The sequence below is a fragment of the Alicyclobacillus dauci genome (assembly GCF_026651605.1).
GTDB lineage: Bacteria > Bacillota > Bacilli > Alicyclobacillales > Alicyclobacillaceae > Alicyclobacillus > Alicyclobacillus dauci.
Genome location: NZ_CP104064.1, coordinates 1,533,451 through 1,558,268, shown reverse-complemented (window position 1 = coordinate 1,558,268; position 24,818 = coordinate 1,533,451). Strand labels below are relative to the sequence as shown.

The window sequence follows — 24,818 nt, the reverse complement described above, 5'->3', positions numbered from 1 at the left end:
AGAGGTTGTCAGATTTGCTCGAAAATGAAAGGGTGTCCTTGTTGAACCAGCCCTCGACTACAGAAATTCAAGCACAGATTCCTTCCCTTATCGAACAACTGTCACAAAAACTCGTTGGGCAGAAAGCCACCCTGGAATTGGTGGTTGCGGCTTGCCTGGCAGGTGGACACGTATTGCTCGAAGATGTTCCTGGAACAGGAAAAACGACACTGGCAGCAAGCCTCGCTCAAGTACTCGGCCTTCACTTCCGTCGTATTCAGGGCACACCTGATCTATTGCCGGCCGATGTCGTCGGAGCAACCGTCTTTCACCCCCAGGATAACGACTTCGAATTTCATCGTGGTCCGGTCTTCACGAACGTGCTCCTCATGGACGAGATCAACCGAGCGACGCCTCGAACTCAATCGGCCCTGCTCGAAGCGATGGCGGAACGTCAAGTGTCAGCAGATGGTGTCACGTATCCCCTGCCCCAGCCATTTTTCGTGATCGCGACAGCCAATCCGATCGAATCGCAAGGTGTATTCCCCTTACCGGAGGCCCAACTGGACCGGTTTTTAGTACAACTGAAATTGGGCTACATCTCAGCGGACGAAGAAATGGACATGGTACGTCGCGTCGTCCAACAAGGCAGGCTGGAACTCAAGGCCATCTTTGATGAAGAACGGGTACAGGCCGCACAGGATGAAGTCCGCAATATACACGTCAGTGACGCCGTACTCCGCTATCTCGTCAATCTGTGTAGAGCAACGCGTGAACATGACCAAGTGCTACTTGGCGCCAGTCCCCGCGCCATCGTCGCCTTAACACAATATTCACAGGCTTTGAGTTATATTGCGGGTCGAACGTTCGTCACTCCGGATGACGTGAAACGCGCCATTGAACCCATTCTTGCGCACCGGCTCAGGTTAAACATCGATTGGATGGGTGATGACGGAGCTCGCCAAGTTATTCGCGACGTACTTGAATCCGTCCCCGTGCCAAACGAACGTGTAGAGGCTTAGGCAATGCTAGTGGTTCTCTGGTTCACCATGATTTTGATTGCCGTCGTCTGGATTTGGCCGGTCCTGTGGAAGAACGGTGTTGAGGGGAAAATTGACTGTATCGTTCACTTTCCGAGGCATGAGTGCGATATCGGAGAAGGTGTACCCCTGACCGTGACACTCGTCAACCGATCTTGGTTTCCCGTGCCGTTTGCAGAAGTCCATGTCACATTACCTGACGAACTCTCAGTGTCACCGGATCGGCACCAGGCCTCGCTCAGCTTTGCAACGTACATCCTCATGCGTCGACGTGTCCAGATCGGGTTCACACTGTACGGGCGACGTCGCGGGCCCGCCGCGCTGCGCGACGTCTTTGTTCGAATGCATGAAGGACTAGGCATTCGACATGCTTACGCCTATGATCAACCTGTCGCGAACATCGCCGTGCGACCGGATCCAAAGCCGTATAACAACCAGCAGGCGACCACACCCCTACAAGGTGAACAGCTCTTGGACCGGCTCCTGTTTTTGGATGAAACGATGTTCAAGGGTGTCCGTAACTACCAAATAGGCGATCCCGCCCGACACATCCACTGGCGAGCCAGCGCCCGTCTTGGCCGGCTTGTCAGCAAAGAGTTCTATTCGTCGACCGAACTGGACGTCTTGCTGGTGCTAAATGCCCAAACGACACACCCGCACTGGGCTGGGACCATTCGGGCTCCATTTGAGCAGTTTTGTGACTATGTCACATATGCCGCATATTCGTACGAAAGGATGGGTGCCAAACTCATGTTTGCCAGCAACGCGGTCATTGTCGGCCAACGCGGGAACTGTACCTTTGGGCGAATGAGTGTTCACTCCATCCGCTCTCTACTCGGCCATGCCCATCCGTACCCGGCCGAGTCATTGACCGTTTTGCTCCATCTTCTCATTCAGCGTCGGCACGCTGTTCCACCGCACATCGTTCTGTTCAGCGCTTTTGAAACAGACGAACAGGTACAACTCGTGAACCGCTTGCGCCGCTATGGAAAACACATCGATCTCATTCGGCAACAAGAGAGCCCCGCCACCCCATCATCGACCGGTGACAATGCGTCAACCAGCTCGTTTGAAAATGTGGAGGTGACGACTCACTAATGCGTGCCCATCTCGAATCAGTTGTGGATGCGTCTCAGCTACAAGGATGTGTTTGGTCAGACTTAAGCACACGCGTTCAGTTTTCAGTGGGCTTGCTCAACGGCATGGCGGCATTTTTCGTCGCCATGACATTTGCGTGGACACACCAGTCGTGGCACATCTATCAAATCAGCCCTCTCCTCTCCAATTTGGTGGCCGGAGTGACCATGACGGGCCTCATGAAGCGACTTCACTGGCGGACAGCACTCACGCTTTCCATACTAGCTGGGCTCCTCGTCCTGATTGTTTTGGGTGTGCTTCTCAGTACTCCACTCGGTATGACAATCGTCACCGCCTTTACGCTTATGGTAAGCGCCGGGTTGGCACTCCCCTATGTGCTTCAAGTGGATGTCGGTGACGGGTGTGTGTTAAACCTGCGCTTCATGTCGGCAATAGCGGCTGTTGGTGTCATCATCTACGTATTAAACGATGCACCTTTGCCGTCCTCAGTCACTCCTTTAAACATCGTGTTTACCTTGGTCATGTCCGTCGGAATCATGGTCGGACAGTTGGCTTTTACACGTCACGTACAGGCCGTCGCGACACACCTCAATCAAGATTCGCTTGTCATGAGCGGGGCAGGTGTGCTGACTTTGGCTCTGCTATTTGGCAGTGTCGGACCGTTTGTCGCCATTGGCGCCACCTTTGCCATATGCGCTGTCCTAGCACTCATTCTCCTCCCCGTACTCTGGCCAGCCATACAGTGGGTTATGGTAAAAATCAAATCCCATCCCATCTACCGGACACCACAACAGGCACCAGAACATGTCAACAAACCGAACCAACTCCCGCAGCCAATTCAACACGCTGGAACGGCTCATTGGATCGTGTGGGCGGTAATCGTCCTGATCCTCTTCAGTGGCACCTTGTTTTTCATTCTGCGACGCCGGCAAGCCGAAAAATCCGATGATAGCGAACAGGTGAGAGCAGCAAAAGTTACATCAGCGGTGATTAAGCGAGATCGGAATATTGATGTGTTCCGACTGGAAGAAACGGACGATCCGGTGCGCAGACAGTATCAAAAGCGACTGAAACAGTGGAATGATCACGGCCATCCCATCGGACGCTGGGAATCTCCAAGGGAGTTCTTAGACCGACTGCCGAGTGATGAATTGCGTGAGGAAGATGAGCGACTGACGACTGCCTATGAGCGCGTTCGATATGGACAGTCATCCAGTCGCAACGAAGTATAGTTGAAAGAATCGTCACACGAATCCCGGCGGATATCAACCCTCGTTATTGAATTAGTTCGTAAACCAACGGGCTGTGTCCGCTTGTTAGTCTAACGTCAAGAGCACCTGATTGGCCGCCGGGCCCAGGCCCGTCTTGTCAATAAAATGTACGAACGAGTGTCATGTCACCGTTGGGATCGATTTGGTACGCTGCCACATCGGCGGGTATCAACACAGCATCGCCAGGACGAAGGGACATGGTCACGTTGTCACCATCGACCTTGGCCCGAAGGGTGCCCTGTCCCTCGGCGACAATGACAACGTCAGGGTTCCCTTCGCGTCCCATGGAGAGAGAAACAGCCTTGCGAGCGCGAAGCGATTCAATCGTGAAATATTGACACTCGACCAAGCGCGAGTGTTGGACGTGCTCGTCCTCCTGCAGTTGCACAGGGCTGACTACCGGATCCTCCGCCCCATACTGCAGAACCTGCGCCGCTTTATCCACATGAAGTTGGCGCGGTTTGCCGTTTGCATCCGTCCGATCCCAATCATAGACGCGATAGGTAACGTCCGACGTCTGCTGAATTTCGAGGACGATGGTTCCAGCCAAGAGTGCGTGAAGAGTTCGTGCGGGGACGAAGACGAGATCGCCTTTTTGAATGTCCCGATATCTTAAATAGTCCTTCACTGCCCCATTCTGAACAGCCTTCTCATACTCCTCCCGACTGGCAAACGTGTGCCCATAGTTCACTTTTCCGCCCTCTATCGCATCGAGAATGTACCAGGCTTCCGTCTTGCCAAAGTCCCCTTCATACTGTTGTGCATAATCATCGTCAGGGTGAATTTGCACAGAGAGATCTGCTTCAGCCTCAAGGAATTTAATCAGTAACGGAAACCGCGACTGATGCGAGGTACCTAGGTAAGCCTCAGGGTAGGCTGCCGTCAGTTCATTCAACGTTTTACCCTCTAGCGGTCCCTCACAAACCACGCTCATCCCGTTTGGATGGCCTGAGACAACCCAATACTCCCCGATGGGTGCTTCATGTGTGACCCCAAACGTGGATTTTAACTTGTGCCCACCCCATATCCGTTCCATGGGGACAGGTCTGAATTTAACGGGCAACATGCTTTTAGGACTCCTTTATCAGTGACTGAAGCTCGGGAACGATACGAGCCTCCTGTAATCTTCCTTCCAGTACAGCTATCAAGTTCGTCGCTGCCAACATGGCCATATCGTCCCGTGTCGCATGCGTAGCCGATCCGATGTGTGGCAACACAACAACGTTTTGAAGCGACAAGAGTGGGTTCGTCGTTGGTGTTGGCTCTTTCACAAAGACATCCAAACCCGCAGCACGAATGGTACCCTCTGACAATGCCTTAAACAACGCCTGTTCGTTGACGGTTGCACCGCGTGACACGTTAATAAAGATGGCGGATGATTTCATCTTCTGGAAGGCCGCGTCATCCATGAGACCCCTCGTGGCTTCTGTCAACGGCGTGAGGAGAACGACGAAGTCCGACTTTGCAAGCAACTCCTCAAACGAGACGTATTCCAGGCCAAGTTTCTCCTCAACTTCCGGCTTCCGCGATCTGTTGTGATACACCACATCCATCTCAAAGCCGAGCCTAGCACGTCTTGCCACGGCCTCACCAATGCGCCCCATGCCGATGATGCCGAGCGTGCGATGGTGTACATCAACGCCGTAAAACCATTCAGCTGGCCGCCCCGCCCAGCGTCCCTCACGAACGACCGTGTCCAGTTCCACAACCCTGCGTGCTGTCGCGAGAATCAACGCAAACGTCAAGTCGGCAACGGTCTCGTCGAGGACGGTCGGTGTATGAGTAGCATAAACGCCGTGTTTTTTAAGTGCGTCTGTGTCGAAGTGATCGTATCCGACGGATGACGTACTGACACACTTCAATTTTGGTAGGCGCGATAGGATCGCGTCATCAATCCGCATGCCAGAAGTGATGATCCCATCCGCATCAGCCGCGTATTTCACAAACGTTTCCGGCGATTCACGCTGTTCCTTCGTCAATATATCCAGCGTTGCGTATGTAGTGAGATAGTCTTGTACATGTTGCGGCAGTTTTCTTGTTGAACAAATGCGAAACACAAGGCATAACCTCCCCAACACATGGATCTCCTTCTACTGTACACGCAGGCGGAAAAAACGGGTAGGGGGTGGGTTGAATGTTTCGGGTGTGACAGGTGCGGTGGGTGCGGTGGGTGCGGCGGGGCCCGGCACAACAAGAGCACGCCATGCCCTTAATGAGGTCCGTTGAGGTATCTGCGAGTCGTTAACGGAACGCGATACCTTTGTGTGGCTACTTTCGGTAGTGCAAAGGCTTGAAAAGTCCGAATTGAGGCATAGTGTTCCCCTGTGTAGATTACGCAGCAGGACTGTGGTGAAGAAGGGCATGGCGGTGCCTTATCCGCAGCCCCGCTGCCCGCTGCCCGCTGCCCGCTGCCCGCTGCCCGCGTGTCCCGGCTTTAAGCACCTGCCTTACCAGACGCCGACTACCACTCAATCAACTCAATTCGATTTCCGAATGGGTCCGCGATGTAAAAACGATCCGCCCCGGGAATCGGCTCGGCGTCAACGGTGGTCACGCCACGCTCCTCTAGTGCCGTGCGAAAGGCGCGAAGGCCTCGTACCTGAATGGCTGGGTGTCCCTTCTTCGCTGGACGAAATTCGGCTTCCACGCCAATGTGCAGTCGGTGCGTTCCACACTCAAACCACACACCGCCATTTTTCTGCAGTGTCGCCGGTTTAGCGACTTCCCGTAACCCAAGAAGCCCGCCATAAAAAGCGCGAATTTCCTCTTCTGTGCCCTTCGGTGCAGCCAGTTGAACGTGATGTAATCCTTCAATCTCGTACTTCATGCGGGGTGCCCCCTTCGGACGGATTCATCAGTGTACGTGATAAACTCATCCTATACCCGCCAGTTGTTAGGACCCAGAGGTTATCAACAAACTCGATCCCGGTCACCACATTTTGCATAGCGTGGCAACCGGGATCGGTTTCATAGCGAGGCTACCCAATATCGCCTCCGCCGAATCCGCTTCAGAATTCAGAACCTGGATACCCGGAGCCCCGCCAAACAGGTTGATGTCCATTCTAAATCAATGATTCATGGTCCCGTTGTCTCCGGCGACTTTGCTCGTTGGGAGGCCAAAGCGGAACAGATGCGCAACCCACGATGTGATTGGGTATACAAATTTGGAAACGAGTTGAATCAACTGACCCGCAATCGCACCAACGAGAACGCTGGCCAGGACGTCCGTCGGCCAGTGAACACCTACATAGACGCGTGCGAACATGACCACAATGGCAATCGCCGTGAAAAGAATCTGAATCCACTTTGGCGCGCGCCCCCACGATCCGCCGGCGAAGGCCCAGCTTCCTGAAGCGTGATCGCTTGGGAAGGAAGAGTCCACACTGTGTGGAACCAATTGCTGATATGACCCATGAGAAAGGACGACAAACGGACGCGATCTGTACCATATGTGCGCGATAATCACATTGATGATGAGTGCGAGAATCCCCGCTAACCCAGCCATGACCAACGCGTGTCGATTGCGCAGATCTGGCTTAGGCAGTGCAAACCAGGCAACAATAAACAGTAATCCGTATATTTCCAAGGCGTACTGAGCGAAAAAACGCATGATGTCGTCCAATACAGCATTATGACCCGCCAGTCCATTGATGGCGTGGTACAGTGATAAGTCGAATCGATCCAACCCTGATACACCTCTCGTTTTGTGTCTACGAAAAGGACGGACATCTGTGGGAAAAAGTTCGTGAACGTTTTGTGACTCTGCGGGAGAACGAAAAACATATGGCGGTCCGTGAACTTTTTTTGCTTGTCTTCCGTCTTTATGATGAGTCCAAAGCAATGAATTCATTTGGCCTCCGGGTACTGTGGGGTGAACTACAGCGTGGAAGAGTCCGACATCCAACTGATCCGCAGAGCCAAGCGCGGGGACACGGAAGCATTCACGTTGTTGGTTCGCAATTACAAGAACTACATCATGCAAACCGCAGCCGCGATCCTCAGCGACAGAATGGAAGCAGAAGATGTTACTCAAGAGACATTTGTGCGAGCATACCTGTCACTCAAGCAACTCCGCAAATTGGAGACCTTCCCGAGTTGGCTTGCCACCATCGCAACGAGACTGGCACTCGACGCTGCAAAGCGAAAATCGCGCGCGGTGTCGACAGTGGAAGATGTAGCGGAGTCGGCTGTGGATGAAACATATGGTGGATTTAGAGATGTTGAAAACCGGATCGACGTGCTGAATTTGCTGGAAGACTTAACACCGGAAGAACGCACGATTATCGTGCTGCGAGAATTGCAGGATCGGAGTTACCAAGACATCGCTCAGATACTCGGCATCCCCATCGGAACTGTTCGATCTCGCCTGCACACCGCGCGACAAAGTCTCCGAGCACGAATGAAACACTGGGAGCGTGATGACAGCCATGATCACCTGTGACGACATCGCACAGAAGATATCCGCGTATTACGACAAAGAATTGTCGGAGGACGAGATGGCTCTCGTATCCAAACATCTCGAATCCTGTGAAGGTTGCCAAGCCACGTATCATGAATTTAGCGATCTATCAGCTTTTCTTGCGCGGGAAATAACCACCATTGAAGCCCCCGCTTCACTTGAGCGTCTAGTCACCATGTCGATTGCGGAGCGGTTGCAATCCCATTACGGATTCCGGATCACGTGGGGAAGTCTTCTCACGACCATGGCGATGCTAGTTTGCATCGTGTGCATGGTGGTATCGCCGATTGGGCGGATTGCGTGGTCCATGAGTCGGATTCTCTGGTCAGGGCTGAAAACGGGCTCGGAGTTCCTAGGACAAAACTTGTCGGGCGGGATATCAGCTACCACGATTGTCCTCCCGCTTATCTGCTTTGCTTTCGCCATCGCTTGTTGTCTGTTCCTCATCCGAATTTACCGCCGTCTAAATGCGGCATAGGGGTCTAGAGGTCGATATGAAACGAGACACGAGAAGTTTTGGCATGCGTATATTGCAATTGCTTACGGTGATCACGTCTGTACTGACTGTCGGGATCCTGTCGTTTGCACAGCCCGTGTTTGGGGACACCGCTAATCCGACATCATCTACGAACGTCGTGACCATCAACAAAGGGCAAAATTTGCACGATTTGATGGTTATCGGAAAGGATCTCAATATTGCCGGGAACGTACAAGACAACCTCGTGGCCATTGACTGCAATGTTCGCATTGAAGCGGGTGGGCATGTGGACACATTACTGGCCATCGGTGGCAAGGTCACAAAATCTCAACAAGCGAGCGTGAGGAACGCACTCCTTTTCACACCGGCGGGCGGTATTTTGAACCATCTGGCCCTCGGGATCGCGTTTGTGTCACTTGCAAGCTTGCTAAAATTCGCAGCCAGTGTATTCCTGGTCTTCTCATCGGTCGCATTTAGTGTTTTACTAAAGTCATGGCTTCACAAACCACTATCACTGCTGGGGCGATCCGTCCGCAAAATGTTCGCCATCGGCATTGTCGCATCACTTGGCATTCTCGCCTTCATAGTGGGCTTCGGTGCAACGGGGATCGGTCTCCCTGTCGCCGTGATTCTCACATTGTTGTACGGCATCTTAGGCCTTATCGGCATTGCATATATTTCTGTCTTTCTGGGACGTATGATTCTGCATCCGTACCGAGCTGATGCACACGTGTCAGTCCTGGCGCTGACCGGATCGATTCTCATTGTAGCGGGATCAAATATACCTGTCGTGGGAATATTATTGTTTGCCGTTGCGTGGTGCACTGGGACGAGTACGTTCATTATGTCGCTTCGAAGACAACCGGATCGCTCATAAATTACGAACGCATGGAAAGTACCTGACGTTTGACTACTAATTCGCAGCAAAGGTGAGGATAGTTTGGCTAACGAGGAGTTCTGTTCCCTGTGTCTTGATTACGCGCTGGGAGAAATGCGCGATGAACTGATGCGCAAGCGGTACGAACGGCACCTAAAGAACTGTCCTACTTGCCAAAAGGATTTATTTGAGTACCGCGAGATCATTCAGTCGTTGCACGTCCCCGACGAAACGGACGCGGTGTTCGAAGACGCGATAAAACCGGCTCATGTCATCCCATTTCCTGCAAAGTTACAGATGAGCGTCCAGCCCCTTGGATTGTCCATCAAGCGCTTCAGCAACCGGGCTATGACATTTTCCGTTTCAGCAACCATTGCAGCTATGACGCTGGCCGTACTCGTTCACACCGGACACCTCCCGCACGTTGCGGTACTCGGTGATTCTGCATGGGACCATGTATCTCATCGCGTGCTCATGGACGGATCGCACATTCGTCACGACTTGCGTCACTTATAGACAATCCGCCCTGGCATAGGCCAAAATTCTGACATGAATCTCGGTCCAAATCGTGGCGACCATGGGTCATCTCGTAAACAACGACCAACACATCTTCGTTTTCGACATCTCCAGCAGTTCGTTCCTTAGCTTCGAAAAATCCATCGCGATCCCTGTAGTAATATGAGTAAACATTTCCAATTCTGAACGTGACTCACGTACGGGTTCATTTCGAGTAAAATCGTGAACTCGAATGGGGAACATTAACGTCACGAAGGCAACCTATGCACCCACATCTTCGCAATCTGGAACTCCGGATTTGACAATCCGTGCCCGGTATTCTGCCAGTTTAGTGTCACGTCAGCACCTGCTTGGGTGAGCATTTTAGCAAGTCGTTCGCTGTTGGCGGCTGGAATAATTGGATCGAGGACACCGGATTGCATGAGTACTTTTCGTCCGCGAAGGTCTGGGAGCTTCTCCAGTGCCAGCGGAACCATGGCACGAAACAATACGGCTGCCTTGAGGACCGTTGGCTCGAGCAACATTAAACTTGCCCCGATATTCGCTCCGTTGGAATACCCAACGGCGACCAGGCCGTCCGAGCGTAAAGAATAGGTCTTCGCGGCTTCCTGGATAAATTGAGCCAATTCATGCGTACGAAAGATAAGATCTTCTTCGTCGAAAACCCCTTCAGACAACCGACGAAAGTATCGCGGGGCTCCCCTCTCCAGTACTTTACCCCGGATTCCCAATAGCGAGGCGTCTGGTGACAAGAATTGACCAAGTGGTATCAAGTCATCTTCGTTCCCACCAGTTCCGTGTAAGAGAACAAGCGTAACCTTGTTGTCACCATTTTTCGATGGTATAAACTTGTGTACAAAATCCACTGATTTTACCTCGCAATCCCTCGCAATTAAGTTCGCGGGAACAGTTTCTGTCGGCTCAATGTTCCAAATATGTCGCCTGTCAGATCAATCTATTGGCTTGAGATTCGCCACAATCTCCGCACGGTGTGGCTCCAAAAATGGCGGCAAAACCACTTTCTCACCAAGTGTCTCAGGATCCTCATCAACATCAAAACCAGGTCCATCGGTGGCAATCTCGAACAAGACGCCATTTGGCTCTCTCAAATAAAGGCTATGAAACCAAAACCGATCCACCTCACCACTGTTGGGGATGCGGAAGGACCGAATGCGTCGAATCCACTCGTGATACTCATGGTCCGTTGGCGTTCGAAATGCCACGTGATGCACACCGCCAGCACCAAGTTGTGCAGGTCGAAGATCAGGTTGCTCTACCACATGCAACTCGGCGTGGGGACCCCCTGCTCCCATCTCGTACACGTAGACAGTATATTTTCCACTTTCCGGGTCGGGATATTGACGCACTTGACGCATATTTAAAGCCTTTGTCAGCAGCATATCAGTCGGGCCCAAATCTGGAACACTGACTCGAATGGGACCTTGACCTCGAATCTGATTCTCTGCGGGAACAGGGCTGCGATCCCATGCGTCATGGGGGTCTCCCTCCCCACCGTCGTCAACCAATGCCAGCCTTTGTCCCTCCGGATCTTCAAAGAAGAGTGTGGCCCGTCCGTCTACTTCATTGATTCCTCCATGCTTAACCCCTTGGTCTTCTAACCACCCGGCCCACCAAGACAGTGCACTTTGCCCGTTTACACGAAGATACGTTCGAACAATACTGTTACTTCCACGTTGTTCCTTCGGGATGTCCCAGTCAAAGAACGTCAAATCGTTACCTGGCGTACCTCGCTTGTCACCACTGTAAAATAAGTGATAAGCGCTGACATCGTCTTGGTTGACACTTCGTTTAACCAATCGTAAACCCATTACCTTCGTGTAAAATTGATAATTCTCACGAATATGGGATGAAACAGCCGTTAAATGATGGATACCTGTCAAGTTCAACTCCAATTTGGAATGCCCCCTAAATCGGTATAAGCCGTGATAACGTATCAACTTCAACTTCCCTTAGCTTGACCACCGAAATGACTCGTTATCAACATACCGATAATCGCTTACTTTTGTCAACCAATTTATTAAAAATAAGTTTATGTAGTTAAGGATCGTAATTAATGAGACCGTATAATTAAAATCCATATTTGGTGGCACGCGTCACTAGGCGGCTGAATCGGCCGAGACGACTAAAGTCGTCTACTGACCGACCGAGGACGCGTATTCCAATGTGCGAGCAGGAAAATAAAGTTGTGGACTGAACCATTTCCGAAGCGGGCAGCAAAACGTGGTAACTGTAGACAATTCGCAGCGGTGCATGCAAGGTTAAACTAACTTGGTCATAGCGTTGATGATTCCAGCGTGACACCATTCGTGGTACAAATGATGTGCCAGCGGAAGGGTAGATTCACAGTTGCCGCTCTCAAATGCATGGCGTACGTGATGACATTGGGACAGAAGCAAATTGGTAAGTTCCTCCCAGGATGGAGGGTCGCCCGCCCACTCCTTCGGTGAGGTGCCATTCGCAAAATAACACCGAAAAATCGTTGGGAGTTCTTGTTTGCCAGTCAGGTTAAACAAAAAATTATCCGTTTCAGCAACAATATGTCCCAATTGCCAATGCAGATGGTTGCGAAACCCTTGGGGAATAACGGTCCGCCTTTCAATGGAAAGACCGTCTATCTGTGCCAATTGGTATCGCCTGACTTGCGATAAATCTTTAAGTAACGAGAGAGTATCCAGTGGTCTGCCTCCGTTTAGTTCATATAGAAATATTCGTTATTTCTTATATACCGGAAAGGGCTAGCGCTCATTTTCTTCAGACATTGTTTCATACCTAATTTGGACCATTCCATCATTTGTCCGACCTGCCGACATATTCAGTAACGCTTTTTCGTATGCTTTTGCCGCCCGTTTATTTGAATCATGGCTTGCATTCGGTCAAAGGCTATTTTCGCTCCGTCCTCCGAAGTTTCTTTGTCCGCTTGCTGTTTTCGTCCATCCTTTCATTAGCTCTTCACATATTAGACGAGCGAGCTCACGAAAAATCATCGGTGCAACGCAAACTCAATGTCATTGAACCTTGCTAATAGTTGCTTTAGTCATGTATATTACTGTCATAAGCAACTATTATGGAGGGATGATTGTGTCAAATCTCAACTTTGAGGACAGGATTACTATTGTCAGGCAATTCAATCGTTTTTTCACGAGACACCTCGGAGTCTTAAGGGACGGCTTGTTACACAGCCCATATTCCCTTACCGAGTCCCGGATCATTTACGAAATTGCGAACCGTGATAACTTGATTGCGGCTGATTTATCAAAGGAGTTAGGACTGGATGCTGGATATCTCAGTCGCATTTTAGATCGGCTTGAACAACAAGAATTGATTCAAAAGGTTTCTTCTGGTACGGACGCGCGGCAGCGAATACTTCGGCTCACACCAAATGGAAAACAGGCGTTCTCTATATTAGACAGTCGTTCACGCGAAGAAATATCAGAATTGCTGAATAACCTTTCCGACCAGGATCAGAACCGCCTTATCCAATCCATGAACACTATCGAACACTTACTTGGCGAGGGTTTGAAATATTCGGAGCCCTATTTTCTTCGTCAACACGAACCTGGTGACATGGGCTGGGTCGTTCACATGCATGGTCGTCTATATGCAGAAGAGTACGGTTGGGACGAACACTTTGAGGCACTGGTCGCTCAGATTTGTTCAGACTTTATCAACAATTTCAACCCTGACAAGGAACGTTGCTGGATTGCCGAAATGGACGGACAGGTTGTGGGATCTGTTTTTGTCGTACAAAGCAGCGAGACAGTCGCAAAACTTCGTCTTTTGTTGGTAGATCCGAAGGCTCGGGGACTGGGACTCGGGAGGCGTCTGGTTGACTTATGCATTCGCTTTGCAAAGCGCAAGGGCTACAAAAAACTTGTCCTGTGGACAAATGACGTGCTTGTAACTGCAAGAAACATCTATCAAAAGGCCGGATTCAAGCTAATTGAAAAGGAACCTCACCACAGTTTTGGCCATGATTTAGTCGGGGAAACTTGGGAATTGTCATTGTGATTTCTCGAACGGGTCATGGATGGAGATGATGTGCGTGTCCTGTCACGGGGGAACATTGGCAAACTACACGAACAAGTTTAATCAGCTGGATGTTCAGTGGTTAGAACCGCAAGACATGCAAGTCGCAATGCGAAAGCTGGCCGAACAGTGGTACCCCAGTCAAAAGTCCATTTCCGGGAAGCTTGCGGATGTTATGGTAGACATCTGGTCAGCGCGCCAAGGATTGATCCCCCATCCAGACATTGCGCTCTGTGAGACTGAATCCGTGCTTGGTCTTCTGTGTGGGTGTGAAGGGCGCGATCGGCAGTGTTTCTGGATTCAAGAAGTTCTTATTCACCCCGAGTTTGCAAAATGCGAGGAGGATATAGTGGTTGAGAAGTTGATACAGGCGGCCATCGACCGCAGTGTTCTGCTCGGATATCACGGATGGGTTGCCTGTCAACCGCTTCAAGAAGACGAAGCGATGTGGATCCGCTTTAAATTTCACCGTTCCGAATTGGGTTTCCGTCGTATGGGGTACTTCGCGCGCTAATGGCAATGGCACACAGGTCAACGAACGGAAGGGGGCTCGCTATGACACAGATGGTTAATGCGGATGACAAACCCAAGCAATGCACCTGTTGGGGGCCAGTCACCGCGGCAGTGATCGCCACATTCGCCGCAGTAACCCCAGGTTTCACGGTGGGTGCATTAACCGATTCAATTACCAAGGACCTTGGTACAAGTACCGGTATTCTCGGTGTTGCTCTCGCCTGTTTCTTTGCCTTTACGGCGATTGGTTCACCGTTTTCTGTCAGGCTCGCGAAACGACTTCCTACAGGGTTGCAATTGGCTATTTCGACACTCATTTCAGGCCTTGTAATGTTTGGGATTGGTGACGTTTCACAGGTTGGTATGTGCGTACTATTGCTCATCGTAGGTGGTTGCGCCAACTCCCTAGTTCAACCCGCTGTGGGAAACATCCTGAACACAGTACCCCAACGTCGGCTATCATTCACTTCCGGTTTGATTCAGGCCGCATTAGGGGCGGGAACACTTCCAGCGTTTCTCCTGTTACGTTTTGTAGCTACCCCATACGGTCGGCGCGCCGCCTTCACGGTGGGCGGAGCGCTTGTATCACTCTCAACAGTCGTTGTTTTTCTGCTGGCTCGCAACATCAATTCGAATATCATGTCAGGTAAACCGAACACCCTTGAAACAACCAAATCTCTTGTTCCAGCAGGCGCCCGGCCTCTTTATCTTTGGTCGTTGGGGGCTGCAATGGGGTCTGTGGGTGTGACTGGAGTCTCATCGTTTTTCATCCCTATCGCCACAAGTCAAGGATATTCCATTTCCGTAGCCGCTTCATTCGCTTTAGCGATTAGTGGGCTTGCGGGTTTGACCAGAATCGTAGCTGGCTTGATTGCCGATCAACGGCCAAATAGCAATGTCGTTCTCGTTATTTGGATGATGCTTTTAGGGATGATTGGGCTAATTACAGTTTCGTTTCATATACCAAATCTCTTTTTGGTGGGGTCATTTGTGCTAGTCATTGGCCTATATGGATGGAACGGATTGTTGGTTTCTGCTGCTGTTCGACTTATTCCGGAAAGTAGCGCAAAGATTCTAGGTTGGTTGCAGATGGGCTTTTTCACGGGTGCAACATTCGCTCCACTGGTCTTTGGCCTTTTGATGAGCGCAATCGGAATCAGATGGGCACTCCTTGCTGCTGCAGTGTTTGTAATTTTCGGCGCTCTCCTAATCATCTTTGGGGAGAGGTTTCGTCGAAAGGGTGAATTGGGTGTACGGGAACCTTCAACAAGGGATGTGCAAAGATGGGATATTCCGCACTGAGTTTTGACGTGGAGCACAACGTAGAACACGTCATCTGTAGTATTTGGACATAACCTCTCTCGACCATTCAGGCTGATGAACCTCCCCCAACGGAGCAAATTGCTCCATGTACGGCTTGATGTCAATTACCGGTGTTCCGTTGATTGCATCCAACGCTTGCACCGTGACCGTGATTCCATCCACCCTCAAGATCTTACAGCGAGAAACCCCGATACGGTTCGGACGACCTTTGGCACGCTGCGAAAAAATTCCGACTTTAGGCCAATCGGTACGGTTGCGTGGATGACGAGCAGCCTTCTCAATCTTCTCGACTGGCACGCGATCCATAAAAAACACGACTTCGCAATGAGAAAAATCACTAAGCCCATAAAGAACTTGTTCGTCAAATTGGTTGGCATCCAGTTCGATCTCCGAGATCACTGAGCCCCAGTTGTCGTCAATCGCTTCCGTACGGGGAGAATGTACGATCCCGATTGGCTTTATAATGATTTCTTCAAATTCCCTCTTCACTTTTAACACCTCACTGCTTCTCTTTATGGATGCAATCGTATCGTAATGAGTCAATTTTTTATATAGGTAATATACCCTTTTCAAGAAGCTAGCAAATACCTGCTATCACAAACTCCATGATCTATATTGGGTTTTATAATGGATTAAAAATCCACTCAAATACTAGTAGCACAAACAACCCCTTCGACATGTCATCGGAGGGGCCCAGATTTGTGTTCAAACTCAATCTATAGATTTACTTTCGACGAGCTCGACTATCTCCAGCTTCGTCGCAGTGCGTAAAGTCATGTACCAACGCAAGCGGGTGTGAATGCTTCGCCAGTTTATATCTTGAATTGCCCCACAAGCGATTGAAGCTCTTCAGCCATTTGAGAAAGTGTCGTAGCAGAAGCAGTGATCTCTTCCATTGAAGCCATCTGTTCTTGCGTCGCAGCCGAAACACTCTGGGTACTATCGGCACTGGTAGACGCAATCTCGGAGACTACACCCATCGATTGAACGACTTGCTCAGTTCCGGCAGAAATTTTCCGCGCCGAGGCAGAAACCTCTTGGATTTGAGACGATACACCTTGGATTGCTTGGTTAATACGATCAAACGAGTCCCCGGCACTGGTGACCACTCGAATACCGGAACTGGCTTCTTCCGCAGCAATTTCTGTGCCCTCAATTGCCGTTTCGATCTTGCTCTGAATGGTGCCAATCAGTGTCTGGATTTTCTGTGCCGATCCGGCCGATTGCTCCGCCAGCTTACGAACTTCGTCCGCCACAACTGCGAATCCGCGACCGGCTTCACCAGCCCGTGCAGCCTCAATCGCAGCATTGAGTGACAACAGGTTTGTCTGCGCTGCGATATCAGTTATCACATTGACAATCTGACCAATTTCCTCAGAACTTGTCCCCAGTTCCTTGGCAGACTCGGCTAAGCCGTGAACTCTCGTATTGATAGAGTTCATTTGTTGAACTGCCTGGTTAATCGATTGGACACCATCAGAAGCGACCTGCAGGGCTTCGTCCGCTGACTTGGAAACACCCTCTGCATTCCCCGCAATTCGATGAACTGCACTAGCCATTTCCGTGATGGAATGAGATGTCTCTTCAACGTTACTCTCCTGTTTTTCAGCTCCAACGGCCATTTCTTGGATCGCGACCGCAACGCTTTGTGTCGCTTGGCTTGTTTGCTCTGCACTTGCTGTCAGCTCTTCAGATGCGGCGGCCACGTGTTGAGAATTCGTGGTGACCTGCTCAATCACAGAACGTAGATTTGACACCATTCGGTTAAACGAGCGGGCGAGGCTTGCAATTTCATCCTTCGCTTTCACCTTGATGGTGTCCAGCGTCAAATCGCCAGAAGCAATTTGTTCAGCAACTCGTTCCATTTCTGTCAACGGCCTCGTAATGCCTCGAACAATGATATATGCAAGGCCCAATGACAAAATGAGCGCGATGATCATGATCACAATCGACGTAGTACGCCCGGCAAAGTAGCTGTTTTGGCTTGCCTGGGAGGCTTGCGCGGCACCGTTCTGGTTTAATTTCTTCTCAGCATCAATATACTTCTGCACATTAGTAAATGTTGCATAGGAGTTGTATATCAAATTCAAGACTTGGGGTCCTCTTTTGCCCGCACCATGAGCAATATCTACGTTTGGGATGGTGGAAAACGTGTTGTAGTACTGCATGTACTGGTTCCAGTTTGAGACGAGCGCGTTGAAGTTCTGGCGATCCTCGTTCGATGTGATCGTCTTTTGATATGCTGAAAACGTTGAATTGATTTGTTTCACAGACTGATTAATATTATCGATCAGCGGTTGAACCTTCTTCGCATCAGGCTCCATGAGCATCTGTAGCTCTCTGGCCCGCACGTTCAACGCCAAGTACTGGATTGTATCCATATCTTCGACGCCAACCATCCAGTTCTTCGTGATAATATCAGTCTTATTGTTCATAGAAGCCATACTATTCATTCCGACACCGCCGACGACGCCCATCAGAATCAAAATGATAATGACTAACGAGTACAACTTCTTAGTGACTGTAAATTTCATGTAGTGATTCACACCCTTACAAAATATAGTTATATGTATGTACTTGCTTGTTTTACCCCACCGACTCGGTCAACCGTTTCACGACCAAATCTAACCCAATAATCGATCCGCCCCACAGCGCCACCTTGTCATCCAGAGCAGATTTCTCAAGTTTTGGCGGGAACGGCAGATGCGCCTTCAAGTAGGCGCGGAGTTGTTCCTCGATAAAATCGAAAGAGTGGGCTCCTCCGCCTCCCATAACAATCATCTCGGGATTGAGGATAGATGCCAGTGACACGACACCTATGCCAAGATACTGCGCCCACTTGTCAAACGCTAGCTTCGCTTGTGGAGACCCGTTTCTGGCCGCATGTGCGACAACCGCGGGATCCGTCACGTTCTGCCCGGTGATCTCGTTCCAGTAGCGGCACAAATGCTTAGTTGCAGCAAAACTTTCGAGCGCCCCGTTGGCATCGTACGACATCGCCAGCTTATCTGTATCCGGCACGATAAATGCCAGTTCCCCCCCTGCACCCTTGAATCCGCGGACCAGCTGGCCGTCGGCCAGAATACCTGCGCCGAGTCCGGTACTAACAGCAAAAAACACAACATTTTGGAGTCCTGCGGCAACGCCATTGTATGCTTCGCCAAGCACAGCTAGATTCACGTCGTTTTCAACGGCAACCGGAACGCCGAAACGCTGTTCTAAGATGGACTGAAGCGGCACGTCGTTCCAGTCTGGCAAGTTCGCCGCTTCGATCACAACGCCATCCCGGACAAATCCCGGAGCTCCAATGACGATGCTGGTACTCGGCACGTTTGGCAGCATCAACCCATCCACAATGGACGAAATCTGATCCAAAACTGCCTCTCGCGTAGGCTTGTTAGTTGGTTCAGAGGTAGACAGCATCAGTTGCCGTTTGAAATTGAACCGACCGGCTTTGATGTTCGTACCACCCACATCTAAACAGATAGCTTGAGCAGCATCCGCATCAACCGATAGGATCTGCTCACGTCTGCCGTGAGGTGTCGATAGGCTAGGCCGCTCTGTTACCATCCCATCGTGTATTAATCCACCGACAACATCCATGACTTCCGAACCCAGCCTCGCAGCCAGTTCTCGTTGTGATAGTTCACCGCCGTTCAATATTTCTGTCAGTACTTCCTTCACATTCAATCTTCTTAACAGAGATGGATGCCCTCCTACAATCGTCATATTTAAGAAACCTTCTTAATTAATATGTCGATTTGAGTTTACACTCCGATCAATGGTACGTCAAAGTAATTTCAACAAAATAAAGTAAGTAAGGAAGAAACAACATAATATTTGGCCGCGATAGCGTGGCTTAGTATTTGACAAATAGGCATAAGAAAAGCGACAAACCGATTCCAGTTTGTCGCCCAACGTACAATACGAGCCTGCACGGATTACATACCTAGTTATTGAGCCATTTTCATCGTTCTTTTGACCTGTCGTCCCGGCTCTTCATTGGGCAATCGAGACAGTTGTAAAACGGCAAGCCAAATGACGGCAAATCCAATCCATTGTCCAATGTTGATCGTTTGGCCTAGGACGAGCCAATTGATCAACAGTCCGGTTGCGGGAAACGCCAGCTCGGCAATCGTAGCGTATGAAGCACGAACGCCATCCAACCCTCGATAGTACATGAGCAAACTGATCAAGCTCGGAACGAGTGTCTGGAACAGTAGGTTTGCCAAAACTGGACCTAACGTAACAGCATGGGCCATCGTCCCCCACTGCGGGTGCTGTGCCGCCACAATAACAATTAAGAGCGGTAATGCCACAGCAAAGCGAAGCGCCGTAACAGTCGGAAATGACACTTTGCTGACAAGTCGTTTTCCCATTACTGTCGATCCGCCCCACAACGCCGCCGCACCAAGTGCAAACAAGGCACCAATCAGGTTCCCATGACTCCCGGCTGTTGGAATGTGGAAGCCAAACGTCAACAAGTACGCGCCGATTAAAGCCGCCACAAGTAACATCCAGTAACCCCGCCGAACACGCTCTTGCAGAACCCAGGCGGCGAGTAGGACCGCAAAGAGCGGTTGAAGCTTTTGCATAATGAGAACAACATTCGCATTTCCGTAATGGAAGCCAGCCGTGAACAGAATGGAGGCAATTGCGGAACCACCCCAGGCAATAAAGACCACGGCGCCCCAGTCACCCCAATTTAACGCCTTCAATTCATGCCGTTTCCAAATGAGTACCGGAAATGAAAATGCCGCTAGCAGCACATGTTCCAACATGACAATTTGTGTAGACGAAAAATGGTGTAAAAGCGCCACGATGAAGACAGCATCAAGTCCCCACATGGCAGCACCGACAGCGATCCACCAAAGGCCAAAATGTGATGTTTTTCCCCGTACCTGTGTGACCTGTGTCAATTCAAAGACCTCCAGTTGCATCATGATGAGGGTTTGAATTGAACCTTCCCGGAAGGACCACGCTAGACAAACGAAAAGCCCCGAGGACAAGCATCCTCGGGGCGCACACGTGGAACTAGGTATGACTCAAAGAGCCATGCCAAAGTTTACCTTCTCCCATCCGGACTGTACCGTCGGCCTTGGAATCTCACCAAGTCAGTCGTTTTGACAATGTCAAACCGAGTCGCGGGCTAAACTGCAGCAGACGAGTGTAACCTCACCGTAGCTGATCATGCAGTTTCACCGCCGGTCGGGAATTTCACCCTGCCCCGAAGGTTCATATTCAACTAGCATAAGTGTAACACGTGGAATCAATCAAAGCTACTTATTTTTATGAAGTAGGGAAATGACCACACAAAGACATGTGTGGTCATACTCTCACCGGAGTCCTGCTACCGACAATCACAATTTCACGGCTTCCCCAGTCTCTGCGGATGTATACAGCCCGTTGATGATTTTTTGCAGCTTGATACCTTGATCCGGCGTAGAGAGCGGCTCTTCACCCGTTAGACAGGCATTGACAAAGCGCTCAATTTCCAGTTTGTAAGGGCTCTTATCCGCAAGGTATTGCGGCGTGATATCCACTAAAGACGCGTGTTTTTCTTGGTAAATAGTGAGCGGAAAGACATTTGCGCCGCCCTCATCGCCCATTAACTTTACGTTCATTTCATCGTTCTTTTGGACGTTTGCGGCAAAAGCGGATTCGAGCACCAATGTGGCGCCGTTCTGAAAGCGAACGAAACCACGCGCCATGTCCTCCACCGTAAAGTTTTCCCAATTCCATGCGCCCATAAGCCCTATACCTTTGCGGTTTCCGAGCTTTTGATACGTAGCACCAAAGACGGTGTCCGGCTCCGGATAGCCCATCAGGTAAAGCGCCGTGTCCAGCATGTGAACACCGATATCGATAAGCGGGCCTCCACCTTGAAGTTCCTTATTCGTGAATACGCCCCAGCCTGGAATTCCCCGCCGCCTCAACGCGATCGCGGTCGCTGCATATATTTCACCTAGTTCACCCGCATCAATAAACCGCTTAAGCGTCTCCACTTCTTGGCTGTGACGATAGTGGAATCCGAAGGACAGAAACTTCTGCGCCTTCTTGGCAGCGGCCGCCATCGCTTCAGCTTCCTCGACTGTCATTGCCGGCGGCTTCTCGCACAGCACATGGCATCCTTGTTCAAGTGCAGCGATAGCCGATTCCTTGTGAAATTTATTGGGGGTGCAGACGCTGACGGCGTCCAACTCGACCGCATCAAGCATTTCCGAAACGGATGCGAAAGCATGCGGTATGCCGTTCTTATCTGCCGTATCCCTTGCCCGTTCAACCGCCACATCGCAGATGGCGACAATTTCGACTTGATCCCCACACTTCCGATAGTTCGGAATGTGCACGGCGTTCGCAATTCCACCTGCACCAACAATGCCAACACGTAACTTTTTATCCATGGCCATTCTCCTTCCTTAGGTCCACCAAACGTTATCGAGTCGTTCTCGGATGATGAGCGGTTTGAGGAATGAAACGGCCTTTTGAAATCCTTCCTCAATGGACATCAAGCTGTCTTCGTGCTCAATACTGATGGCCCCGTCATAACCGACCATCTGTAAGGCGCTGATGATATTGCGCCAGGTTTCCTCCCCGTGGCCGAAACCAACGGTCCGAAAAATCCATGACCGCTCCGCCTCGTTACGGTATGGTTTCGTATCAAGCACCCCATTCACGGCAATGTTTTGACGGTGGAGTGCCGTATCTTTGGCGTGAACGTGGAAGATGGCCTGTGCTCTCCCCAACTGATAAATGGACTCCACGGGATCCATTGCCTGCCAAAACAGATGACTCGGGTCGAAATTCACGCCGATATTGCTTCCGCACTCGGTGTGGAGTCTCAATGCGGTTTCGCAATTGTAGACGACGAAACCAGGGTGTGGTTCGATGGCGACGCGTACGCCGTGATCGCGGAGAAATTTGCTCTGCTCCTTCCAGTAAGGAAGGACCTTTTCTTCCCATTGCCACTTAAGAACCTCGCTGTGCTCTGTGGGCCACGGACACGTCACCCAAACAGAGTGGTGTGAATCATCGGACTCTCCGGGACACCCCGCGAACGTATTGACCGTTTGCACACCAAGCAGTTCCGCGAGGAGCACGGTCTCCTGGAAGACTTCGTGCGCCTCCCGCGCGATGTCCTTGTTTGGATGGAGAGGATTACCGTGGCAACTCAAAGCACTAATTTGAAGCCCGCGATCCTTTACAGCGGCAAGAAACCGAGATCTCTTCTCTGCGCTTTCAAGCAATTCCCGTCGGTTACAGTGTGCAGTTCCAGGCGAACCACCTGTCCCGATCTCGACGGTGTCGAGTCCGCTGTCCGCAACGTGATCGAGCATTTGTTCATACGACAACTCACCAAATAATACCGTAAATACTCCTAGTTTCACGTGTCCACACTCCTTCTGCCCAGGCTAACTTATGCGCTTGACTCAATCAGGTGATCTGCGGAGGAACTCCAGGCTGTCACGAATGGATTCGATAGGATCTCCTTTGCACACGTCCTGCTCGACGATGTACCACTTTGCCCCAGAAGCCTCAGCAGCTGCAAAAATCGCCTGCCAATCAAGGACACCGCTCCCTACTTCCGCAAACGATCCGTCTGTCTTTGAAGCGTCTTTCACATGGAGAAGATCACATCGATTGGCGTATCGTTCGATATAGTGGGTCGGATCTTCACCGGCATAATGGATCCAGTAGAGGTCCAGTTCTGCCTGAACGCCGCTTTTTTGCGAAGGATTCAAGAGACGGTCCAGTCCGACCTGTCCGTCCTGTTTTGCCAGCTCAAAATCGTGATTGTGATAAGCAAACCGAATTCCCTCCGTGTTGCAGCGATCACCGATTTTCTCCAGCGTAGCAGCCAGGTCTGCGTAGTCTTGTACAGTTTGTCTCCGCTCAGTGGGCAACCATGGACAAACCAGATAATCGAGTCCGATTGCCTGCGCTTCTTGGATCACCACTTCCAGTTCCTCTTCAAGCCGCGTCAGCGAGATGTGGCTGGACAGCGGCTTGATCCCCAAGTCGTCCACCACTTTACGCAACGCTAGGGGACTAAGTCCCCCGTAGGTGTAAAACTCAACTGCCTCGTAACCAACCTCCGCGACTTTCCGAAGCGTTCCAATGAAGTCTCGTTCCATAACTTCCCGTACGGTATATAGCTGGACGGCAATGTTAGGCAAATCTGTCTTCTCCCCTCATATAGAATCTAACATTTCAGATAGCTTCGTGTGTGCCCTTGCGGGTATATCTTCGGGACGTTCTGCCAAGGGACTCGTGTGGAGTACTTCAAGTGAAACTGGTCCCGTGTAACCGACTGTCTTTAACCCCAGCAAGAAAGTACCCAACTCGATCCGTCCATCTCCTGGCAGTAACCGCTCAAAGTCGCGGGCCTGAGAAGGTAGCGCATCCGTATCGTTTATGTGTACATGGACAATTTGATGTGCTTTGAGAGAGAGAATCTCTTCGATAGGTACTTCCGCCGTATACCAGTGATAGCTGTCCAAGAGAATTCCAACGTTCGGCATATTGATAGCTTCTAAATACACAATGAGATCCTGGAGATTTTGGACAAACGGAAAGCGTTTATCGCGAAGGTGATGCGGTCCAACAAACTCGAGTCCAAGTCGAATGCCATAGGGAATCAAGGCACCGGCGCATTCGCGGATTCGGCGTGCAAGCCGACTTGCGTACGGGACGGGGACCTCGTCAATCGCTGGCCACAACCATGTACAAGAGCGGGTTGCACCTAATCGGACGGCCCGTTCAGCGGCGGTCGGAAGCTCCTGCAGTTGGCTTTGAAAAAGCGCCTCGTCACAGTAGAGATCGACAGGGAGCCCAAAACTCGCAAGCGTCAGAGATCTCCGAGAAAAAGCTCGGCAAAGATACGACTCACCATATTTGTCAGCCGCTGTATCCAGCCATGTCCAATCAACTTCGACAAATTCAAACCCAGCGACTTTTGCGACATCCAAGTAGCTGTCTAAATCACAAACACCTTCTACGATAGATGGATGAAGACAGGGTTTCACATGGGAACCTCCTCGCGGTCCAACCGTCCTTGCATAATACTTGTACGCTGCGGACTGTAGGAGAATTCGGTAATTGTTGCATTTGAAGCAGGGTTTATAGGTAGTGTCATAAAGTCGTCTTGGGGTCATTTAAACATAGGGACGCCAGGAAGACCATCTCCTATGTGGTCACCTCTTTGCAGATTTGGCTA

At 50.7% G+C, this 24,818-nt stretch carries 25 protein-coding genes and 1 riboswitch; of the genes, 10 read left to right on the top strand and 15 right to left on the bottom strand.

All coding sequences use genetic code 11. The annotated features are described in order from the left end of the window. The first annotated feature begins 5 nt into the window (after positions 1-5). Genes NZD86_RS07795 through NZD86_RS07785 form a run of 3 tightly spaced genes read left to right on the top strand, consistent with a single transcriptional unit; the run spans position 6 to position 3,349 of the window. On the top strand, positions 6-1,001 hold the full coding sequence (locus tag NZD86_RS07795) for an AAA family ATPase (RefSeq protein ID WP_268045937.1): 996 nt from the start codon (positions 6-8) through the stop codon (positions 999-1,001). A 3-nt stretch (positions 1,002-1,004) separates the two neighbouring features. Further along, the gene (locus tag NZD86_RS07790) at positions 1,005-2,117 is read left to right on the top strand and encodes a DUF58 domain-containing protein (RefSeq protein WP_268045936.1); all 1,113 of its coding nucleotides are present in this window, start codon (positions 1,005-1,007) and stop codon (positions 2,115-2,117) included. Continuing rightward, a complete protein-coding gene (locus tag NZD86_RS07785) occupies positions 2,117-3,349 on the top strand; it encodes a DUF4129 domain-containing protein (protein WP_268045935.1) in 1,233 nt (410 codons plus the stop codon). The genes NZD86_RS07790 and NZD86_RS07785 overlap by 1 nt, the downstream gene beginning before the upstream one ends. Positions 3,350-3,485: 136 nt before the next feature. Here NZD86_RS07785 and NZD86_RS07780 read toward each other — a convergent pair whose 3' ends face one another. The 4 genes from NZD86_RS07780 to NZD86_RS07765 all read right to left on the bottom strand — a co-directional run bounded on the left by NZD86_RS07780 (position 3,486) and on the right by NZD86_RS07765 (position 7,073). Beyond that, complete coding sequence (locus NZD86_RS07780; protein ID WP_268045934.1) at positions 3,486-4,454, bottom strand: type I phosphomannose isomerase catalytic subunit; 969 nt, start codon at positions 4,452-4,454, stop codon at positions 3,486-3,488. A 4-nt stretch (positions 4,455-4,458) separates the two neighbouring features. Then, the gene (locus NZD86_RS07775) at positions 4,459-5,445 is read right to left on the bottom strand and encodes a 2-hydroxyacid dehydrogenase (protein WP_268045933.1); all 987 of its coding nucleotides are present in this window, start codon (positions 5,443-5,445) and stop codon (positions 4,459-4,461) included. A gap of 404 nt (positions 5,446-5,849) precedes the next feature. Next, positions 5,850-6,215 carry a VOC family protein gene (locus NZD86_RS07770; protein ID WP_268045932.1) on the bottom strand — a complete coding sequence of 122 codons (366 nt, stop codon included), beginning with the start codon at positions 6,213-6,215 and terminating at the stop codon, positions 5,850-5,852. Between the two features lie 240 nt (positions 6,216-6,455). Then, positions 6,456-7,073, bottom strand: a complete 618-nt coding sequence (locus tag NZD86_RS07765) for a phosphatase PAP2 family protein (RefSeq protein WP_268045931.1) — start codon at positions 7,071-7,073, stop codon at positions 6,456-6,458. Positions 7,074-7,271: 198 nt separating this feature from the next. On the opposite strand from NZD86_RS07765, the gene NZD86_RS07760 reads away from it, so the two are divergent. The 4 genes from NZD86_RS07760 to NZD86_RS07745 all read left to right on the top strand — a co-directional run bounded on the left by NZD86_RS07760 (position 7,272) and on the right by NZD86_RS07745 (position 9,718). Continuing rightward, the gene (locus tag NZD86_RS07760; RefSeq protein WP_268045930.1) at positions 7,272-7,829 is read left to right on the top strand and encodes an RNA polymerase sigma factor; all 558 of its coding nucleotides are present in this window, start codon (positions 7,272-7,274) and stop codon (positions 7,827-7,829) included. Then, positions 7,816-8,325, top strand: a complete 510-nt coding sequence (locus NZD86_RS07755) for an anti-sigma factor family protein (RefSeq protein ID WP_268045929.1) — start codon at positions 7,816-7,818, stop codon at positions 8,323-8,325. Before NZD86_RS07760 ends, NZD86_RS07755 begins: the two co-directional genes overlap by 14 nt. A gap of 43 nt (positions 8,326-8,368) precedes the next feature. Then, entirely contained in the window at positions 8,369-9,202 is an 834-nt protein-coding gene (locus NZD86_RS07750; RefSeq protein WP_268045928.1) for a hypothetical protein, read from the top strand. A gap of 63 nt (positions 9,203-9,265) precedes the next feature. After that, entirely contained in the window at positions 9,266-9,718 is a 453-nt protein-coding gene (locus tag NZD86_RS07745) for an anti-sigma factor family protein (RefSeq protein WP_268045927.1), read from the top strand. Positions 9,719-9,966: 248 nt separating this feature from the next. On the opposite strand, the gene NZD86_RS07740 is transcribed toward NZD86_RS07745, so the two are convergent. The 3 genes from NZD86_RS07740 to NZD86_RS24710 all read right to left on the bottom strand — a co-directional run bounded on the left by NZD86_RS07740 (position 9,967) and on the right by NZD86_RS24710 (position 12,414). Beyond that, complete coding sequence (locus NZD86_RS07740; RefSeq protein WP_268045926.1) at positions 9,967-10,584, bottom strand: alpha/beta hydrolase; 618 nt, start codon at positions 10,582-10,584, stop codon at positions 9,967-9,969. Positions 10,585-10,668: 84 nt separating this feature from the next. Beyond that, a complete protein-coding gene (locus NZD86_RS07735) occupies positions 10,669-11,625 on the bottom strand; it encodes a ring-cleaving dioxygenase (RefSeq protein ID WP_268046821.1) in 957 nt (318 codons plus the stop codon). 372 nt (positions 11,626-11,997) lie between these two features. Beyond that, positions 11,998-12,414 (bottom strand): DinB family protein, encoded by a 417-nt coding sequence (locus tag NZD86_RS24710; RefSeq protein ID WP_407655245.1) that lies wholly within the window; start codon positions 12,412-12,414, stop codon positions 11,998-12,000. 403 nt (positions 12,415-12,817) lie between these two features. Here NZD86_RS24710 and NZD86_RS07730 point away from each other — a divergent pair, with 403 nt between their 5' ends. From NZD86_RS07730 to NZD86_RS07720, 3 genes are read left to right on the top strand one after another with little or no spacing between them, the layout of a single operon-like run. Next, on the top strand, positions 12,818-13,747 hold the full coding sequence (locus NZD86_RS07730; RefSeq protein WP_268045925.1) for a bifunctional helix-turn-helix transcriptional regulator/GNAT family N-acetyltransferase: 930 nt from the start codon (positions 12,818-12,820) through the stop codon (positions 13,745-13,747). 19 nt (positions 13,748-13,766) lie between these two features. Continuing rightward, positions 13,767-14,279: a hypothetical protein gene (locus NZD86_RS07725; RefSeq protein WP_268045924.1), complete on the top strand. Its 513-nt coding sequence runs from the start codon at positions 13,767-13,769 to the stop codon at positions 14,277-14,279. Positions 14,280-14,320: 41 nt separating this feature from the next. Then, positions 14,321-15,580, top strand: a complete 1,260-nt coding sequence (locus tag NZD86_RS07720; RefSeq protein WP_268045923.1) for an MFS transporter — start codon at positions 14,321-14,323, stop codon at positions 15,578-15,580. A gap of 30 nt (positions 15,581-15,610) precedes the next feature. On the opposite strand, the gene NZD86_RS07715 is transcribed toward NZD86_RS07720, so the two are convergent. The 8 genes from NZD86_RS07715 to NZD86_RS07680 all read right to left on the bottom strand — a co-directional run bounded on the left by NZD86_RS07715 (position 15,611) and on the right by NZD86_RS07680 (position 24,627). Next, entirely contained in the window at positions 15,611-16,090 is a 480-nt protein-coding gene (locus NZD86_RS07715; protein ID WP_268045922.1) for an SAM-dependent methyltransferase, read from the bottom strand. 323 nt (positions 16,091-16,413) lie between these two features. After that, positions 16,414-18,135 (bottom strand): methyl-accepting chemotaxis protein, encoded by a 1,722-nt coding sequence (locus NZD86_RS07710; protein WP_268045921.1) that lies wholly within the window; start codon positions 18,133-18,135, stop codon positions 16,414-16,416. Positions 18,136-18,187: 52 nt separating this feature from the next. Further along, entirely contained in the window at positions 18,188-19,330 is a 1,143-nt protein-coding gene (locus NZD86_RS07705) for an ROK family transcriptional regulator (RefSeq protein WP_268045920.1), read from the bottom strand. A 224-nt stretch (positions 19,331-19,554) separates the two neighbouring features. Further along, on the bottom strand, positions 19,555-20,520 hold the full coding sequence (locus tag NZD86_RS07700; protein ID WP_268045919.1) for a DMT family transporter: 966 nt from the start codon (positions 20,518-20,520) through the stop codon (positions 19,555-19,557). A gap of 144 nt (positions 20,521-20,664) precedes the next feature. Continuing rightward, positions 20,665-20,840: riboswitch (FMN riboswitch) on the bottom strand. 121 nt (positions 20,841-20,961) lie between these two features. Beyond that, the gene (locus NZD86_RS07695; RefSeq protein WP_268045918.1) at positions 20,962-22,005 is read right to left on the bottom strand and encodes a Gfo/Idh/MocA family protein; all 1,044 of its coding nucleotides are present in this window, start codon (positions 22,003-22,005) and stop codon (positions 20,962-20,964) included. Between the two features lie 15 nt (positions 22,006-22,020). Beyond that, positions 22,021-22,989 (bottom strand): sugar phosphate isomerase/epimerase family protein, encoded by a 969-nt coding sequence (locus NZD86_RS07690; RefSeq protein WP_268045917.1) that lies wholly within the window; start codon positions 22,987-22,989, stop codon positions 22,021-22,023. 42 nt (positions 22,990-23,031) lie between these two features. Beyond that, a complete protein-coding gene (locus NZD86_RS07685) occupies positions 23,032-23,778 on the bottom strand; it encodes a sugar phosphate isomerase/epimerase family protein (RefSeq protein ID WP_268045916.1) in 747 nt (248 codons plus the stop codon). Between the two features lie 15 nt (positions 23,779-23,793). Then, positions 23,794-24,627, bottom strand: a complete 834-nt coding sequence (locus tag NZD86_RS07680) for a sugar phosphate isomerase/epimerase family protein (RefSeq protein WP_268045915.1) — start codon at positions 24,625-24,627, stop codon at positions 23,794-23,796. Positions 24,628-24,818: the final 191 nt, after the last annotated feature.